Here is a 244-nt window from a genome sequence, read left to right on the forward strand (position 1 = left end):
GCGGAGCGAGGCGCACCACGCCGTCCTCCTCGCGGACCAGCCCGGGGACCGCGACGCCGACGCCGGCGACGCGCGTCGCCGCTGCGAGGTCGGGACGGAGTCCGTCGATGACCGCGGACACGATGGCGACGGCCTCCGCAGCGGTCGGGATGTGGCCGGTCGGGTACCGCACCCGCCGGCGGACGGCCGCATCCAGCCCGACCACTCCGACGGTCACGGCGTCGATCTCCGGGTTCACCGCCAG

General features: G+C 76.6%; 1 protein-coding gene. It reads right to left on the minus strand.

All coding sequences use genetic code 11. The features are described from left to right. Positions 1 to 244: hypothetical protein (locus SB773_RS34070; protein WP_410594911.1), on the minus strand; the 244-nt coding region annotated here is incomplete at both ends.

The organism is Bacillus sp. SIMBA_074, from assembly GCF_046534555.1.
In the GTDB taxonomy this organism is placed as follows: Bacteria; Bacillota; Bacilli; order Bacillales; family Bacillaceae_G; genus Bacillus_A; species Bacillus_A mycoides.